Origin of the sequence: Cellulomonas sp. Root485 (assembly GCF_001426705.1) — a bacterium.
In the GTDB taxonomy this organism is placed as follows: domain Bacteria; phylum Actinomycetota; class Actinomycetes; order Actinomycetales; family Cellulomonadaceae; genus Cellulomonas.
In genome coordinates this window covers 971,267-985,946 of the sequence record NZ_LMFC01000002.1, presented here as the reverse complement: position 1 = coordinate 985,946, position 14,680 = coordinate 971,267, and the positions used below count along the sequence as shown (strand labels likewise).

General features: G+C 71.5%; 13 protein-coding genes. 4 read left to right on the top strand and 9 right to left on the bottom strand.

Features of this window, described 5'->3' with window-relative positions; translation table 11 throughout:
• Positions 1-216 precede the first annotated feature (216 nt).
• Genes ASD16_RS13110 through ASD16_RS13095 form a run of 4 tightly spaced genes read left to right on the top strand, consistent with a single transcriptional unit; the run spans position 217 to position 4,554 of the window.
• Positions 217-1,185, top strand: coding sequence for a sugar-binding transcriptional regulator (locus tag ASD16_RS13110; protein ID WP_055917844.1), 969 nt, complete (start codon positions 217-219; stop codon positions 1,183-1,185).
• Complete coding sequence (deoC, locus tag ASD16_RS13105) at positions 1,182-2,186, top strand: deoxyribose-phosphate aldolase (protein WP_055917841.1); 1,005 nt, start codon at positions 1,182-1,184, stop codon at positions 2,184-2,186. Before ASD16_RS13110 ends, deoC begins: the two co-directional genes overlap by 4 nt.
• A gap of 11 nt (positions 2,187-2,197) precedes the next feature.
• The gene (locus tag ASD16_RS13100; RefSeq protein ID WP_055917838.1) at positions 2,198-3,697 is read left to right on the top strand and encodes an aldehyde dehydrogenase family protein; all 1,500 of its coding nucleotides are present in this window, start codon (positions 2,198-2,200) and stop codon (positions 3,695-3,697) included.
• The gene (locus ASD16_RS13095; protein WP_055917835.1) at positions 3,694-4,554 is read left to right on the top strand and encodes an aldehyde dehydrogenase family protein; all 861 of its coding nucleotides are present in this window, start codon (positions 3,694-3,696) and stop codon (positions 4,552-4,554) included. The genes ASD16_RS13100 and ASD16_RS13095 overlap by 4 nt, the downstream gene beginning before the upstream one ends.
• 88 nt (positions 4,555-4,642) lie before the next feature.
• On the opposite strand, the gene ASD16_RS13090 is transcribed toward ASD16_RS13095, so the two are convergent.
• The 9 genes from ASD16_RS13090 to ASD16_RS13050 form a co-directional block, all read right to left on the bottom strand.
• Complete coding sequence (locus ASD16_RS13090; protein ID WP_082570825.1) at positions 4,643-5,809, bottom strand: adenosine deaminase; 1,167 nt, start codon at positions 5,807-5,809, stop codon at positions 4,643-4,645.
• 37 nt (positions 5,810-5,846) lie between these two features.
• Positions 5,847-6,068, bottom strand: a complete 222-nt coding sequence (locus ASD16_RS13085) for a hypothetical protein (protein ID WP_055917831.1) — start codon at positions 6,066-6,068, stop codon at positions 5,847-5,849.
• 39 nt (positions 6,069-6,107) lie between these two features.
• Positions 6,108-7,400: a thymidine phosphorylase gene (locus ASD16_RS13080; RefSeq protein ID WP_055917828.1), complete on the bottom strand. Its 1,293-nt coding sequence runs from the start codon at positions 7,398-7,400 to the stop codon at positions 6,108-6,110.
• Entirely contained in the window at positions 7,397-7,792 is a 396-nt protein-coding gene (locus ASD16_RS13075) for a cytidine deaminase (RefSeq protein WP_082570824.1), read from the bottom strand. The genes ASD16_RS13080 and ASD16_RS13075 overlap by 4 nt, the downstream gene beginning before the upstream one ends.
• 5 nt (positions 7,793-7,797) lie before the next feature.
• On the bottom strand, positions 7,798-9,096 hold the full coding sequence (locus ASD16_RS13070; protein ID WP_055917825.1) for an ABC transporter permease: 1,299 nt from the start codon (positions 9,094-9,096) through the stop codon (positions 7,798-7,800).
• Complete coding sequence (locus ASD16_RS13065) at positions 9,093-10,382, bottom strand: ABC transporter permease (RefSeq protein ID WP_055917822.1); 1,290 nt, start codon at positions 10,380-10,382, stop codon at positions 9,093-9,095. Before ASD16_RS13065 ends, ASD16_RS13070 begins: the two co-directional genes overlap by 4 nt.
• Complete coding sequence (locus ASD16_RS13060; protein ID WP_055917819.1) at positions 10,379-11,986, bottom strand: ABC transporter ATP-binding protein; 1,608 nt, start codon at positions 11,984-11,986, stop codon at positions 10,379-10,381. Before ASD16_RS13060 ends, ASD16_RS13065 begins: the two co-directional genes overlap by 4 nt.
• 125 nt (positions 11,987-12,111) lie before the next feature.
• Positions 12,112-13,209: a BMP family protein gene (locus tag ASD16_RS13055; protein WP_055917816.1), complete on the bottom strand. Its 1,098-nt coding sequence runs from the start codon at positions 13,207-13,209 to the stop codon at positions 12,112-12,114.
• A 208-nt stretch (positions 13,210-13,417) separates the two neighbouring features.
• Positions 13,418-14,590 (bottom strand): amidohydrolase, encoded by a 1,173-nt coding sequence (locus tag ASD16_RS13050; protein ID WP_055917813.1) that lies wholly within the window; start codon positions 14,588-14,590, stop codon positions 13,418-13,420.
• Positions 14,591-14,680: the final 90 nt, after the last annotated feature.

The following is a 14,680-nucleotide window of genomic DNA, read 5'->3' as shown; positions in this document are numbered from 1 at the left end:
TCCCCTCGCCTGCCCCTCGCATGGTGCCCGCTCCGGCACCGGCCGGAAGGCTGCCCCACTGTCGCTGACCGGTCCGGGTGAGTCAATCGCGGGCGCAACCACCGATCGGGTGATTCGTCCCCCGGAGGATGACCGTGCTCATATGAGCAAAGATCGCTACGAGTGTTGCGATGCGCGCGAGCGGTGCCTACTGTGGAACGACGTGAGAGGAACCGCATGATCGAGTCGGACGAGCTGCTGTCCATCCGCGCCGCCGAGCTGTACTACGAGGAGGACAAGACCCAGGACGAGATCGGGTCGATCCTGGCGCTCACCCGCTGGAAGGTCGGGCGCCTGCTGGCGCAGGCGAAGGCCTCCGGCTTCATCCGGATCGAGATCGTCCACCCGCGCGCGCGCCGGCTGCCCGTCGAGCGCCGGCTGCGCGAGACCTGCGGCCTCGCCGACGCGATCGTCGTGTCCACCTCGGGCGTCGAGGACCAGGACGAGCTCCAGTCGCGCACCGCGCAGGCCGCCGCCGACTACCTCGCCACGCTGCGTCCCGTCCCGCGCACCCTCGGGATCAGCTGGGGGCGCACGCTGGACGACATCTCCCGGCACCTCGAGGACGGCTGGGCGACCGGCGTCGACGTGGTGCAGATCAACGGCGGCGTCAGCCTGAACCGCCGGGCCGGAACCGCAGCCTCCACCGCCGTCGCCATCGCCCAGAAGGCCGGCGGCCACGCCACCCTGCTGCCGAGCCCCGCGATCCTCGAACGGCTGGAGACCAAGCGCGCCATCGAGTCCGACCGCGCCGTCGCCGCCGTGCTCGACCTGGCGTCGAGCGCAGACGCCTACCTGTTCAGCGCCGGGGCCGCCGACGCGAGCTCCGTGCTCGTCGACAGCGGCTACCTGACCCCCGACGACGTCGCAGGGCTCGTCCGGCGGGGCGCGGTCGGTGACGTCGTCGGTCGGTACGTCGACGCCGCCGGTGCGATCGTGGACGAACGGCTCGACGAGCGGACCATCGGCCTCCCGCTGGAGAGCCTGCGCGCGGCGGGGCTCAGCATCGCGGTCATCGCCGGCGCAGCGAAGCACGCGGTCGCCGACGCAGTCGTCTCCAGCGGCCTCTGCACGGTGCTGGTCACCGACGAGGAGACCGCCACGCACCTCATCGAGAAGCACACGAACAGCGAGGACCCTTCATGACAGGCACCCAGATCGTCCCCGGGGAACGCGCCATCGCGCTCCTCGGCGGCGAGGCGAACGACGCCAACCTGCGTCGCTACCTGCACGGCATCCCCGGCGTCGACGCCGTCGGGCTGGAGCAGCGGGCGGCCGGCCTCGGGACGCGCTCGATCAAGACCACGTCGAAAGCCTGGGCGCTGGACCGCATCATCGGGCTCATCGACCTGACCACGCTCGAGGGCGCGGACACCCCCGGCAAGGTGCGCTCGCTCGTCGCCAAGGCGGTCACGCCCGACGCGTCCGACCCGACGTGCCCGCGGGTCGCCGCGGTCTGCGTGTACGGCGACATGGTCCCGCACGCGGTCCAGGCGCTGGGCACCGCGCACGGCGACCCGGACCAGGGCAAGATCGCCGTCGCCGCCGTGGCCACCGCGTTCCCGAGCGGCCGCTCCTCGCGGTCGATCAAGCTCGAGGACACCGCCGACGCGGTCGCCGCGGGTGCCGACGAGATCGACATGGTCATCGACCGCGGGGCGTTCCTGTCGGGCCGGTACGGCCAGGTCTACGACGAGATCGTGGCCGTCAAGGAGGCCTGCCGCCGCGCGGACGGCACCTACGCGCACCTCAAGGTGATCCTCGAGACCGGTGAGCTGAACACCTACGACAACGTCCGCCGCGCCTCGTGGCTGGGCATCCTGGCGGGCGGCGACTTCATCAAGACGTCCACCGGCAAGGTCGCGCCCGCCGCGACGCTGCCGGTCACGCTGCTCATGCTGGAGGTCGTGCGCGACTGGCACCGGCTCAGCGGCGAGAAGGTCGGCGTCAAGCCCGCCGGTGGCATCCGCGCCTCGAAGGACGCGATCAAGTACCTGGTGACGGTCGCGGAGACGGTCGGGGAGGAGTGGCTGACCCCGCACCTGTTCCGGTTCGGCGCGTCGAGCCTGCTCAACGACGTGCTGCTGCAGCGCCAGAAGATGACGACCGGGCACTACTCCGGCCCCGACTACGTGACGATCGACTGAAGGGCCCACAGATGTCATTCCTCGAGTACGCCCCTGCGCCCGAGTCGCAGGCGATCCTGAACCTGCGCGACTCCTACGGCCTGTTCATCGACGGCGAGTTCCGGGAGGGCCACGGCACGCCGTTCGCCTCCATCTCGCCGGCCACCGAGAAGCACCTCGCGACCATCGCGCACGCCGACGCGTCCGACGTCGACGCCGCCGTGGCCGCCGCCCGTCGCGCCTACGACCGCACCTGGTCGCGCATGTCGGGTGCGGACCGCGGCAAGTACCTGTTCCGGATCGCTCGCCTCGTCCAGGAGCGCAGCCGCGAGCTCGCCGTGGCGGAGAGCCTCGACAACGGCAAGCCCATCAAGGAGAGCCGCGACGTCGACGTCCCGCTCGTGGCCGCCTGGTTCTTCTACTACGCCGGCTGGGCCGACAAGCTGGACCACGTCGGCCTCGGCGCCGCCCCCGCACCGCTCGGGGTCGCCGCGCAGGTGATCCCGTGGAACTTCCCGCTGCTCATGCTGGCGTGGAAGATCGCGCCCGCCCTCGCCGCCGGGAACACGGTCGTGCTGAAGCCCGCCGAGACCACGTCGCTGACGGCGCTGCTGTTCGCGGAGATCGTGCAGCAGGCCGACCTGCCGCCCGGCGTCGTCAACATCATCACCGGTGCGGGCGAGACCGGGGCAGCGCTCGTCGGCCACGGCGACGTCGACAAGGTCGCGTTCACCGGGTCGACGTCGGTCGGTCGCGCGATCGCGCGGTCCGTCGCGGGGACGAACAAGAAGCTGACCCTGGAGCTGGGTGGCAAGGCAGCGAACATCGTGTTCGACGACGCCCCCATCGACCAGGCCATCGAGGGCATCGTCAACGGCATCTTCTTCAACCAGGGCCACGTCTGCTGCGCTGGCAGCCGCCTGCTGGTCCAGGAGTCGATCCACGACGAGGTCATCGACCGCCTCAAGACGCGCCTGTCGACCTTGCGCCTGGGCGACCCGCTCGACAAGAACACCGACATCGGCGCCATCAACAGCGCCGAGCAGCTGGAGCGGATCCGGGAGCTGAGCGACGTCGGCGAGGCCGAGGGTGCCGAGCGGTGGACCGCCGCGTGCACCATCCCGGAGAACGGGTTCTGGTTCGCACCGACGATCTTCACCAACGTGTCCACCAGCCACCGGATCGCCCGCGAGGAGATCTTCGGGCCGGTGCTCAGCGTGCTCACGTTCCGCACCCCCGCGGAGGCCGTCGCCAAGGCCAACAACACCCCGTACGGCCTGTCCGCGGGCATCTGGACCGACAAGGGCAGCCGCATCCTGGCCGTCGCCGACAAGCTCCGCGCGGGCGTCGTCTGGGCCAACACGTTCAACCGGTTCGACCCGTCGAGCCCGTTCGGCGGCTACAAGGAGTCCGGCTACGGCCGCGAGGGTGGCCGCCACGGCATCGCCGCGTACCTGAAGACCTCGGCACCCACCGTCGCCCTGCCCTCCGCGACCGCGCGCAAGACCGTCAGCAAGGGAGCCACCAAGTGACCCGCCTCGCCGTCCCGAAGACCTACAAGCTGTACATCGGCGGGGCGTTCCCGCGCAGCGAGTCGGGCCGCACCTACGAGATCGTCAGCGCGAAGGGCGCGTTCCTCGCCAACGCTGCCAAGGCGTCGCGCAAGGACGCCCGCGACGCGGTGGTCGCCGCCCGCGCTGCCGTCGGCGGCTGGTCGGGGGCGACCGCGTACAACCGCGGCCAGGTGCTCTACCGGATCGCCGAGCTCCTCGAGGGCCGGCGGGCGCAGTTCGTCGCCGAGATCGTCGACGCCGAGGGCGTGACCACGGCCGTCGCGTCCGCGCAGGTGGACACCGCGATCGACCGCTGGGTCTGGTACGCGGGCTGGACCGACAAGTACGCGCAGGTGGCCGGCAACGCCAACCCGGTGTCCGGGCCGTACTTCAACATCTCCGTGCCGGAGCCGACGGGTGTCGTCGCGATCATCGCGCCGCAGGACTCGTCGCTGCTCGGGCTGGTGTCCGCGGTCGCTCCCGCGCTGGTCGCCGGCAACACGGTCGTCGTGGTGGCCAGCGAGAGGCTGCCGCTGTCCGCGATCAGCCTGGCGGAGGTCCTCGCGACGAGCGACGTGCCCAAGGGCGTGGTCAACGTGCTCACGGGCTCCCCCGCGGAGATCGCGCCGTGGCTGGCCAGCCACCAGGACGTCAACGCCCTCGACCTCGTGGGCGCCGGCGACCTGGAGTGGATCGACCTGCAGATCGCGGCGGCCGACACGCTCAAGCGCGTCCTGCCGCCCGAGAACGGTCCGGACGCGGCGGCCCCGTCGCTCGACCGCATCACGGCGTTCGTGGAGACGAAGACCGTCTGGCACACGAAGGGCCTGATCTAGCCGACGAGAACGCCATGGGGCGCGTCATCCGGTGCGGTGGCGCGTCCCATGGCGTTCTCGCCGCGGCACGTCCGCGGGTCGCCTCGGGTCAGGCGCGGTGGCGGCCGCCCCGGGCCGACGCGTACGCCGGGCGGATGACCTGGTCGATCAGGGCGGACCGCTCGTCGTGGTGCAGGAACGAGTGCGCCGCCGCCGTGACCGCCACGTCGCGCAGGTCGACGAGGTCCCAACCGGCCTCCTCGACCAGCAGCGTCAGCTCGCGGGTCATGGACGTCCCGGACTGCAGCCGGTTGTCGGTGTTCACAGTGACGGCGAAGCCGAGGTTGCGCAGCCGCGTGACGGGGTGGGTGGCCACCGACTCGGCGGCGCCCGTCTGCACGTTGGACGACGGGCACAGCTCGAGCGGGATGCGACGGTCGCGGACCCAGTGGGCGAGCGTGCCCAGCCGGTCGCCGAGCTCGTCGGTGGTGACGTCCTCGATGAGCCGCACGCCGTGCCCGATCCGGCAGGCGTGCGCCACGTGCACGGCCTCCGCGATCGACTCGACGCCGGCCGCCTCGCCCGCGTGCACGGTGGCCGGGAAGTCGGCCTCCGCGAGCGTGGTGAACGCCGAGGCGTGCCGCGACGGCGGGAACCCGTCCTCGGCGCCGGCGATGTCGAAGCCGACCACGCCGTTGTCCCGGTTCTCCAGGGCGAGCGCGGCGATCTCGTCGCCACGGTCGGCGTGGCGCATCGCGGTGATGAGGGTGCCGATCCGGATCGAGTGACCCGCCGCCGCGGCCTCGGCGATCCCCTCGGCGAACCCGGCCTGCACGGCGTCGACCACCTGCTGGAGCGTCAGCCCCTGGGCCAGGTGCTGCTCGGGCGCGTACCGCTGCTCGGCGTACACGACGCCGTCGGCGGCCAGGTCGATCGCCGACTCGCGGGCGACCCGGCGCAGCCCGTCCTCGGTCTGCATCACGGCGACCGTGTGGTCGAACGTCTCCAGGTAGCGCTCGAGCGTCCCGGAGCTGGCGGCCTCGACGAACCAGCGGCCCAGCTCGTCAGCATCCGTCGCGGGCAGCTCGTGGCCGATCTCGGCGGCGAGCTCGATGATCGTCGCGGGACGCAGCCCCCCGTCGAGGTGGTCGTGCAGCACGACCTTGGGCAGGGTCGGGATCAGCGCGACGAGGGCGGCCGTCTGGTCCACGGGGTCGGTGGCCTCGGACGGGTCGCTGGGGGCGTCAGCCACCGAGGGCTCGGAGGGGGAGGTCATGGGCTCACCGTACCGGGACGGACCACCAGGAACGGGCTCAGGTGTCAGCATCCTCATCATCGGCGGGCACCTCGGTGTCCTGCTCGACGACGTCCGCCTCGTCGGCGCGCCCGTCGCGGTCTGCGCGCGCGAACCCCGGCTCGTACTCTTCCGGGTCCGCGGCGTCGTCCGTCTCGTCCGTCAGGCTCCGCGGACCGTCCGGGTCCACCGGCGCGAGGCCGGCGTCCTTCCACGCGTCACTTCCGGGCACGGTGCTCATCCGTCCATCGTGCCCCCGTCCGCGCGACGCCGCGAGGGATCAGGCGTCGATCCGGTCGATCACGAGCGGCCGGACGGGCACGACAGCGCCGGCGGGAGCGATGACGACCGCGCCGGCCAGCGCGTCGAGCGCACGACCGAACCGGTCGGGGGTGTCGGTGTGCAGCGTCATCAGCGGCTGGCCGGCCCGCACGGTGTCCCCGGGCTTGGCGTGCAGCTCGACGCCCGCACCGGCCTGCACCGGGTCCTCCTTGCGGGCGCGTCCCGCACCGAGCCGCCACGCGGCGATGCCGACGGCGTACGCGTCCAGCTCGGCGAGCACGCCGTCGGTGTCCGCGAGCAGCTGCGACGTCTCCCGGGCCACCGGCAGGGTCGCGTCCGGGTCGCCGCCCTGCGCGGCGATCATCCGCTTCCACGCGTCCATGGCCCGCCCGTCCTGCAGCGCGGCGGCCACGTCGTCCTCGGGCCGGCCGGCAGCCGCGAGCATCTCCCGGGCCAGCGCGACCGTGAGCTCCACGACGTCCGCGGGTCCCCCACCGGCCAGCACCTCGACCGACTCGCGGACCTCCAGCGCGTTGCCGGCGGTCAGCCCGAGCGGCGTCGACATGTCGGTGAGCAGCGCGACGGTCCGCACCCCGGCGTCGGTGCCGAGCGCGACCATCGTCCGGGCCAGCTCGCGGGCGCGGTCGACGTCCTTCATGAACGCCCCGGAGCCCACCTTGACGTCGAGCACCAGCGCACCGGTGCCCTCGGCGATCTTCTTGCTCATGATCGAGCTCGCGATGAGCGGGATCGCCTCGACCGTGCCGGTCACGTCGCGCAGCGCGTAGAGCTTGCGGTCGGCGGGCGCGAGCCCGGACCCGGCCTGGCAGATGACCGCGCCGACGTCGTCGAGCTGCGCCATCATCTCGTCGTTGCTCAGGGCGGCCCGCCAGCCGGGGATCGACTCGAGCTTGTCCAGCGTGCCGCCGGTGTGGCCCAGACCGCGGCCCGACAGCTGCGGGACGGCCACCCCGAACACGGCCACGAGCGGCGCGAGCGGCAGCGTGATCTTGTCGCCCACCCCGCCGGTCGAGTGCTTGTCCGCGGTCGGCCGGGACAGGCCCGAGAAGTCCATCCGCTCGCCGCTCGCGATCATCGCGGCGGTCCAGCGGGCGATCTCGGCGCGGTCCATGCCGTTGAGCAGGATCGCCATGTTCAGCGCCGACATCTGCTCCTCGGCGACGACCCCGCGCGTGTACGCGTCGATGACCCAGTCGATCTGCGCGTCGGACAGCCGGTGCCCGTCCCGCTTGGCGACGATGACGTCGACGGCGTCGAATGACTCGGTCATGCGCGTTCCTCCAGGTCAGCGGGCCCGAAGGCGTCCGGGAGCACCTCGGTCATCGGCTTGACGCCGTGCACGGTCTCCACGAGCAGCCGCGCTCCCCCGTGCTCCCACAGCAGCTGCCGGCACCGGCCGCAGGGCATGAGCACGGTGCCGTGCTTGTCGACGCACGTGAACGCCACCAGGCGCCCGCCGCCGGAGACGGTCAGCGCCGAGACGAGCGAGCACTCGGCGCACAGCGTGACCCCGTACGAGGCGTTCTCGACGTTGCAGCCGACGACCACGCGTCCGTCGTCGACCAGGGCGGCTGCCCCGACCGGGAAGCTCGAGTACGGCGCGTACGCCTTGTGCATGACGTCCGTGGCGGCCGCCCGGAGGGCGTCCCAGTCGATGTTCACAGCACTCACTTCGTGTAGGGGATTCCTTCGGCGGCCGGCGGGCGCACCCGTCCGACGAGCCCCGCGACGGCGAAGATCGTCACGATGTAGGGCGTCATCAGCATGATCTGGCTGGGGATCGGCGTCTGGATGATGCTCAGCTGGAGCTGCAGGTTGTTGGCGAACCCGAACAGCAGCGCGGCTGCCAGCGCACCCTTCGGGCTCCACCGCCCGAGGATCATCGCGGCGAGCGCGATGTACCCCTTGCCGTTGGTCATCTCCTTGCCGAACGCCAGCCCCGCCGCGACGGTGAAGAACGCCCCGCCGAGCCCGGCCACCGCGCCGCCGAGCACCGTGGCGCGCAGCCGGGTGCGGTTGACCTTGATGCCGACCGTGTCCGCCGCCTTCGGGTGCTCGCCGACGGACCGCAGCCGCAGGCCCCAGCGGGACCGGAAGACCATGATCTGCAGCACGATCACGACGACGTACATGATGTAGACGAGCGCGGTCTGCCGGAACAGGACCGGTCCGAGGATCGGGATCTGCGAGAGCACCGGGATGCTGATGACCGGCAGCCCGGGCGGGTTGTTCCAGGTGTCCGGGTTCTCCTTGAGCACCGTGGAGAACAGGTAGCTGGTCACGCCGATCACCAGCACGTTCAGCACGACGCCGACGATGATCTGGTTGACCACGTACTTGATCGAGAACAGCACCAGCAGCAGGCCCACCAGGGCGCCCGCGACGGGCGCGGCGATGAGGCCCGCGTAGGCGCTGCCGGTGAGGGTGGCGACGACGGACGCGAGGAACGCCCCGCCCAGCAGCTGCCCCTCGATGGCGATGTTGATGATGCCGGACCGCTCGCAGAGCAGACCCGCGAGCGCCCCGAACACCAGCGGGATCGCGAGGAACAGCGACCCCTGCAGCAGTCCGGTGAGCGGCAGCCCGCTGTCCTTGCCCGCGACGGCCCACACCAGGAACGCGAACACCATGAGGAACCCGTAGGTGATCGGCAGCCAGGCGCCCGCCTTCTCCCGGCGGCGCGTCTCGTAGAACGACACCCCGGCGAGCGCGAGCGCCGCGAGGCACAGGATGATCGCGGTCAGCTTCGACGGCACGGAGAACGGCGTGAACTGGATGAAGTCGCGCGTCGTCGAGACGGCGAACGTGCTGTGCTCGCCGGTCGGTGCGAGCAGCCCGAAGACCACGAGCCCGAGCAGCGCGACCGCCGCGTAGGTGATCGGTGCGTGCCACTTGATCGGGGGCAGGACCAGCTCGGAGGCGGGACGGGCCGACGCCGACGTCGCATCGATCGTGGGGGCGCTCATGCGCTGACCTCCTTCGCGGTGACGGGGACGACCGGCTTCGGGGCGCGTGGCGTGTCCGGTGACGGCAGGCGGAACACCGCCCGGACCAGCGGCGGGGCCGCGATGAACAGGACGATGAGGGACTGCACGACGAGCACGATGTCGATGGGCGTCCCGGTGCGGGCCTGCATGACCACGCCGCCGGCGCGCAGGGCGCCGAACAGGATGCCCGCGAAGACCGTGCCCAGCGGCTTGGAGCGACCGAGCAGGGCGACCGTGATCGCGTCGAACCCGTAGCTGGCCGCGACCCCGGCGGTGAGGACCCGCTCCGTGCCGAGCACCTGCGCGGAGCCTGCGAGCCCCGCGAACGCACCGGCCGTGAGCATGACCCACACGTAGGTCGCGTTCACCGAGATGCCGGCGGTGCGCGCAGCGTTGGGGTTGGAGCCGACCGCGCGGAACCGGAAGCCGATGGTCGAGCGCTCCATCAGCCACCAGGTGAACACCGCGGCGGCGATGGCGACCAGGAAGCCGGCGTGCAGCCGGTAGCCGCTGCCCAGCAGCAACGGGTACGCCGCGCTGTCCGGGATGGGCGGGCTGACCGGGTTGTTGCTGCCCGGTCGCTGGAACGCGTCGATGCTCAGCAGGTACGCGACCAGGTAGATCGCGATGTTGTTGAGCATGATCGTGACGATGACCTCGTGCGCACCCGTGCGCGCCTTGAGCACACCGGCGATGCCCGCCCACAGGGCGCCACCGAGCGCGGCGCCGATGACGCAGAGCAGCAGGTGCAGGGGGAACGGGAGGTCGAACGTGAACCCGATGAACCCGGCGAAGATGCCACCGAGGATGATCTGGCCCTGGGCACCGATGTTGAACAGACCGGCCCGGAACCCGATGCCCAGGCCGAGACCGGCGAGGATCAGGGGCGTCGCGACGGTGAGCGTCTCGGTCAGCGGCCGGATCGCCCGGGCGAACGTCTCGGCCCGCGGGTCGTAGATCGCCCCGGCGAACAGCGCCGCGTAGGCCTCGGAGACCGCCGTCCACGCCGCGGAGATCAGGTCCCCGGGGCGCGAGAAGAAGTAGCTCGCTGCCGCCTGCACCTCGGCGTCGGCCGCCGCGATGAGCAGGCCGCCGAGGACCAGCGCCAGCACCACCGCGAGCACCGACACGAGCCAGCTGCTCGTCAGCATCTCGTGCAGGATGCGGCGGCCTCCGTCGGACTCCTCCGTCGGCTCGACGACACCGGTCTGCCCGGGCGGCGGGACCTGGGCGTCCGGCAGCGGGGCCGGCGTCTGGCTGCTCACAGCTCCTCCTGGGGGATCGCCGTCTCGGCGGTGGTCGTCGGTTCGGCCTCGAGGTCGGCCTCCCCGAGGGTCGTGTGGTGCTCGGCGGCCTGCCGCACGGCGTCCTCCAGCGGCACGCCGGCCATCATCAGACCCAGCACGTCGCGGTCCGTGCCGCCCGGCACGTCACCGACGATCCGCCCGCGGTACATGACGAGGATGCGGTCCGCGAGCGCGAGGACCTCGTCGAGCTCGGTGGACACGATGATCACGGGGGTCCCGTTGTCGCGCTCCTCGACGATCCGGGAGTGCACGAACTCGATCGAGCCGACGTCGAGGCCGCGGGTCGGCTGCGACGCGATGAGCAGCCGCAGCGGCCGGGACATCTCGCGTGCCAGCACGACCTTCTGCTGGTTGCCGCCGGACAGGGTGCTCGCGTGCGCGTCGATCGAGCCGGTGCGGACGTCGAACTCGGCGATCCGCTTCTCGGCGTTGGCCCGCACGGCGGCGGGCTTCAGCGCGACACCCCGGGCGAAGGGCTCGTTGCGGTGCAGGTCGAGGATGAGGTTCTCGGCGATGGAGAAGTCGGCGATGACCCCGTCGGTCGAGCGGTCCTCCGGGACGAACCCGAGACCGGCGGCGAGCACGTCCTTGACGGACCTGCCCACCAGCTCGACGCCGTCGAGCAGCACGGACCCGGCCACGGGCGTCTGCAGCCCGAGCATGACCTCGGTGAGCTCGGTCTGCCCGTTGCCCTGGACGCCGGCGATCGAGACGATCTCGCCGCGGGCCACGTCGAACGAGATGTCGTCGAGCTGCCGGACGCCCGCGTCGTCGATGACGGTCAGGTGGCGGACCTGGACGGTCGCCTCGCCGGGCACCGCCGCGGTGCGCGCGACCCCCAGGGACACCGAGCGTCCGACCATGAGCGAGGCGAGCTCGGTCTCGGTCGACGTCGGCTCGGCGCTGCCGACCACCTTGCCGCGCCGGATGACGGTGATCCGGTCGGCGACGGCACGGACCTCGCGCAGCTTGTGGGTGATGAAGACGATCGACGTCCCGGACTCCTTGAGCTGGCGCATGATCACGATCAGCTCGTCGGTCTCCTGCGGCGTGAGCACGGCCGTGGGCTCGTCGAGGATGAGCACCTTGGCCTGCCGGGACAGCGCCTTGATGATCTCGACGCGCTGCTGGACGCCGACGGGCAGGTCCTCGATGTACGCATCGGGGTCGACGTGGAAGCCGAACCGGTCGGAGATCTCCTTGACGCGGCGACGTGCCTCGGGAAGGTCGATCAGCCCGGCGCCGCGCACGGGCTCGTGGCCGAGGACCACGTTCTCCGCGACGGTGAACACCGGGACGAGCATGAAGTGCTGGTGGACCATGCCGATGCCGGCGGCCATCGCGTCGCCGGGCCCGGCGAACGTCACGGGCACGTCGTCGACGAGGATCTGGCCACCGTCGGGGTCGTACAGCCCGTACAGCACGTTCATCAGCGTGCTCTTGCCGGCACCGTTCTCCCCGAGCAGCGCGTGGATCTCACCCGGCTCGACGACGAGGTCGATGTGGTCGTTGGCGACCAACGACCCGAAGGTCTTGGTGATGCCCTGCAGCTCCAGCTTCACCGGTCGTCTCCTTCGACGTCACGACTGTCCTCAGACACTATCCATCCCCCTCGCGAGGTCGGTGCTGGACAGGCCGACGGCCCGGGCGCTGGGCCCGGGCCGTCGTCCTGCGGTCCTGCGTCAGATCACTTCGGGGACGCGTCGGACTCCACGACGATGTCGCCGGAGATGATCGACGCCTTGAGCTCGTCGAGCTTCGTGACGACGTCCGCGGGGACCTTCGACTCGAAGTCGTGGAACGGCGCCAGGCCGAGGCCCTCGTTCTCCAGCGTGCCGACGTACGGGTCGGAGCTGAAGCTGCCGTCGACGGCCTCGCTGATCGTGTCGAAGACGGCCGGGCCGATCTCCTTCATGACCGAGGTCATGACGATCGGGCCGTACTCGGTGGTCTCGAACCAGTCGGCGTCGACACCGATGATCGCGACGTTGCCGGCCGTCTGCGCGACGGACGCGGTGCCCAGACCGACCGGACCGGCGACGGGCATGATGATGTCCGCGCCCTGGTCGATGAAGGACTGGCCGATGTTCTTGCCGTCGTCCTGGCTGTCGAAGTTGCCGGCGAAGACGCCCTGCTGCGTGGCCTTGTCCCAGCCGAGCAGCTGCACCGAGCCGCCGTTGTCCTCGTTGAACTTGGCGATGCCGTCCGCGAAGCCGTCCATGAAGATGGTGACGGACGGGATCTGGATGCCACCGAAGGTCGCGACCTTGCCGGTGGTGGAGGTCGCCGCGGCGGCGTAGCCGGCGAGGTAGGCGGCCTGCGCGGTGTCGAAGAGGATCGGCTTGCCGTTGTCCAGGGTGACCGGAGCGAAGTCGGCGTCGGAGAACGAGCTGTCGACGAGGGCGAAGTTGATGTCCGGGTTCGCCTCGGCGGCCGTCTGGATCGGGTCCTCGAGGAGGAAGCCGACGCCGATGATCAGGTCGCAGTTCTCGGCGACCAGGCTGTCGATGTTCGGCGTGTAGTCGGTGTCGGCAGCGGACTCGACGCTGGCGACCTCGATGCCGAGCTCGTCCTGGGCCTGGGTCAGGCCCTCGAAGCCGGCCTGGTTGAACGACTTGTCGTCGAAGCCACCGGCGTCGGAGACCATGCAGGCCTTGAAGTCGACGGTCTCGGCGGACGTCTCGCCGCCGGACGTCTCGGTGGTGTCCTCCGGAGCACTGCCACACGCCGCAAGCGCGAGGGCGACCGCCCCGCCGAGCGCGGCCACTCGAATGATCTTCTTCACGCGACTCTCCTGAATCTCGTCAGCAGCCGGTCCGGCTGGGCCGACCGTGCGGATGGCACGACGGTGTGCCGCCACAAGGTCTGGGGCTGCCCGGCATTGATTCTCGGACCATAACGATCAGGACGTGTCGCGCAGGTTACCGACTGGTATCCGCCCAGGTTCCGTTACCGACTTGGTATGTGTTCGCCCAGGTGACGGACGTTCCGTCTCAGCCCGCGAGAACAGCCGTCCGCGCGAGGAGCAGCGCGCCGGTCTCGACCGCACGCTCGTCGACGCGCAGGTCGCCCTGGTGGATGTCGAACGTGTGGCCACCGGGCGTCCGCGTGCCCAGGCGGGCCATCGCCCCGGGCACCTTGGTCAGGTACCAGGCGAAGTCCTCGCCGCCCAGCGACTGCTCCGTCAGCAGCACCGACCCGGCACCCAGGACGTCGCGCGCGGCGGCCTCCAGGATCCCCGTCGCGTGCTCCGCGTTCTCCACCGGCGGCACCCCGCGGTGGTGCCGGACGTCGACGGTCACGCCCAGCGGCGCGACGACCTGCTCGACCGCGGAGTGGAACACCTCCGACGCCTTCTCCCAGGCGCGCACCTCGAGGCACCGCAGCGTGCCCTTGACCGTGCCCGTCGAGGGGATCGCGTTGTGCGCCGACCCTGCCTGCACCGCGCCCCAGGTGAGGTTGACCCCCGAGCGCGGGTCCAGACGTCGGCCGAGGATCGCCGGCACCTGCGTGATGACCTGTCCGAGCGCGAAGACGACGTCACCGGTCAGGTGCGGTCGCGACGTGTGACCGCCCGGCCCGGAGATGGTCACGGTCACCTCGTCGCTCGCGGACGTGATGGGCCCGATGCGCGTCCCGACCTGGCCGACGTCGACCTTGGGGTCGCAGTGGAACGCGTAGATCTCCGCGACGCCGTCCAGCCCGCCCGCCGCGACCACGTCGAGAGCTCCCCCGGGCTGCACCTCCTCGGCGGGCTGGAACACCAGCCGCACCCCGGTGCGGAGCTCGTCGGCGACCTGCGCGAGCGCCAGCCCGGCGCCCAGGACCGCGGCGGTGTGCACGTCATGACCGCAGGCGTGCGTGACCCCGCGGACCGTCGACGCCCACGGCACGCCGCTCGTGTCCTGCACGGGCAGCGCGTCGAGGTCCGCCCGCAGGGCGATCCGCTTGCGACCGCTGGTCGCGGGACCGGGACCGATGTCGCAGACCAGGCCGGTGCCCGGGAGCAGGTGCGGGGTGAGTCCGGCGGCGCGCAGCCGCTCGGCGACGAGCTTGGTGGTCCGGACCTCGGTCCGCCCGAGCTCCGGGTGCGCGTGGATGTCGCGACGGATCTCGACGAGCTCGTCGCGCAGCCCCGCGAGGATGGCCGCGAGCCGGGCCGACATCGGCTCTGTCGGGTCGGGTCGGAGGCTGGTCAGCGGAGCGACGAGGGGATCAGGCACGACTTCGACCCTAGCCGCGCCGGTCGGGACAGG

Bases quoted from the DNA above. Each gene is read 5' to 3' on its own strand.
- ASD16_RS13110 (WP_055917844.1), top strand. From the start codon at position 217: ATGATCGAGTCGGACGAGCTGCTGTCCATCCGCGCCGCCGAGCTGTAC.
- deoC (WP_055917841.1), top strand. From the start codon at position 1,182: ATGACAGGCACCCAGATCGTCCCCGGGGAACGCGCCATCGCGCTCCTC.
- ASD16_RS13100 (WP_055917838.1), top strand. From the start codon at position 2,198: ATGTCATTCCTCGAGTACGCCCCTGCGCCCGAGTCGCAGGCGATCCTG.
- ASD16_RS13090 (WP_082570825.1), bottom strand. From the start codon at position 5,809: ATGACCTCCCCCTCCGAGCCCTCGGTGGCTGACGCCCCCAGCGACCCG.
- ASD16_RS13085 (WP_055917831.1), bottom strand. From the start codon at position 6,068: ATGAGCACCGTGCCCGGAAGTGACGCGTGGAAGGACGCCGGCCTCGCG.
- ASD16_RS13080 (WP_055917828.1), bottom strand. From the start codon at position 7,400: ATGACCGAGTCATTCGACGCCGTCGACGTCATCGTCGCCAAGCGGGAC.
- ASD16_RS13070 (WP_055917825.1), bottom strand. From the start codon at position 9,096: ATGAGCGCCCCCACGATCGATGCGACGTCGGCGTCGGCCCGTCCCGCC.
- ASD16_RS13050 (WP_055917813.1), bottom strand. From the start codon at position 14,590: ATGTCGGCCCGGCTCGCGGCCATCCTCGCGGGGCTGCGCGACGAGCTC.